General features: G+C 57.2%; 2 protein-coding genes. Both read right to left on the reverse strand.

All coding sequences use genetic code 11. The features are described from left to right. On the reverse strand, positions 1 to 724 hold a 724-nt coding region (locus ABYV26_RS24870; RefSeq protein WP_372684039.1), incomplete at its 3' end, for a phospholipase D-like domain-containing protein. Next, on the reverse strand, positions 711 to 1,909 hold a 1,199-nt coding region (locus ABYV26_RS24875; RefSeq protein ID WP_372684040.1), incomplete at its 5' end, for an ATP-dependent metallopeptidase FtsH/Yme1/Tma family protein. The genes ABYV26_RS24875 and ABYV26_RS24870, both read right to left, overlap by 14 nt.

Raw genomic sequence — 1,909 nt, forward strand, 5'->3', positions numbered from 1 at the left:
CCAAAAGCGCGTGACGAAAATTCAACCCGGGGAAAAAGTAGGCACTTGCAAGAATAATTTCGACTTGCGCCTGTTCAATCGCCTGCAGATAGGCATTTTCAATATCGCGGCGGTGGCGGATGTTGTTGCGTACCAGAAAAGCCGCCTGCATCAGGCCTGTGGGTTCGTTTGAAGGCCTATATCTGTCGTCGTTCCTGCCCCGGTCGGGAAGCCAGCGCATCCAGGCCACGCGCGACCATACCCGGCGGGCGGAATCATGAATTTCTTTTACCAGCGGCCCTTGAATACTCACCGCGTAGTCAACTCGCAGCGATGTTTGGCTACTTAAATCCCAATGATCGTTAATATTTATTCCACCTACAAATGCGATCGTCCGGTCCACGACCACGATTTTGCGGTGCAAGCGACGCAACCGCCGGCGCCGCAGCGTCCAGGGGGATGTCTTGGGCCGGAACTTCAGCACCCTTGCGCCGGCCGCCTCAAGGTCATCGATCATGGTTTTCGGAAAACCGATCGAGCCAAATCCATCGATCAGCACGTGGGTTTTTACGCCACGTAAGGCCGCCCGCCTGAGTGTTTCGGCGATCCGTCGTCCGGTATTGTCGTTTTCAAAGATATAGGCTTCCAGATAGATTTCATGCATCGCCCGATCGATTGCTGCCTCGAGCGCAGGGAAATAAACCTCCCCGTTTTGGAGCAGGGTAATCTGATTATTTGGAATCATGCGTTTTTCCGTTGATGTCTACGGTCAGATCAACGGGCGACGCAGCTACCGTTCCGAGTTTGGCGGCCAACAACATCTGCCTGAGTTCATCTCCCTGCACACTTTCGTTCTGCGAGAGGAGACGAGCCAGATCATCAAGAACGGTTCTCCGCTCCGAGAGGATTTCTCGCACGCGCTGATGGGCTTCATCGACAAAACGGGAGACCTCGTCATCGATCTGGGCGGCTTTGGCTTCGCTGTAATGTTTAGCGGAAGAGAAACTTTCCGGGAGAAACATCGCCTGGCGCGGGCGTTCGTAGCTTACCAGTCCCAGGCGGTCGCTCATGCCATATTCCGTGACCATGGAGCGGGCGATGTCCGTCGCCCGCTGCAGGTCGTTCTGGGCCCCGGTCGAAATTTCGTTGAACACCAGCTCCTCGGCGACACGACCACCCAGGAGGACGGCCAGCCGGTCCAGCAGCTCTGCGCGGGTCATCAAGTAACGGTCCTCGGTGGGCTGCTGCTGGGTGTAGCCCAGCGCCGCAATTCCGCGGGGTATGATCGAGATTTTATGCACGGGGTCGGCGTGCTCGACCGACTCGGCCACAATTGCATGTCCGGATTCATGGAAGGCGACTATCTCTTTCTCCTTGGGATTCATCACCCGGTTTTTCTTCTGAAGGCCCGCCACCACCCGGTCGATGGCCTCGTCGAAATCCGTCAGCTCCACTGTTTCCTTATCGTTGCGGGCAGCCAGAAGGGCGGCTTCATTGATGATGTTGGCCAGGTCTGCTCCCACAAAGCCCGGGGTGCGGCCGGCGATCATGCGCAGGTCGACTTCGGAACCCAGGACCACATTTTTGGAATGAATTTTCAAGATGGCTTCGCGTCCATTGATGTCCGGCCGGTCTACCAGCACCTGCCGGTCAAAGCGGCCCGGCCGCAGCAACGCCGGATCGAGAATTTCCGGCCGGTTGGTCGCAGCCATGATGATGACCCCTTTATTCGTTTCGAAACCGTCCATCTCCACCAGGAGCTGGTTAAGCGTCTGCTCGCGTTCGTCATGGCCGCCCATCACATTCATGCCCCGCGCTTTGCCCAGGGCATCCAGTTCATCGATAAAGATGATACAGGGTGCCTGAGCCGCAGCCTGGGAGAAAAGATCGCGCACGCGGGCCGCACCCACGCCGACAAACATCTCCACAA

It is taken from the genome of Desulfosarcina sp., assembly GCF_041551955.1.
Lineage (GTDB): Bacteria > Desulfobacterota > Desulfobacteria > Desulfobacterales > Desulfosarcinaceae > Desulfosarcina.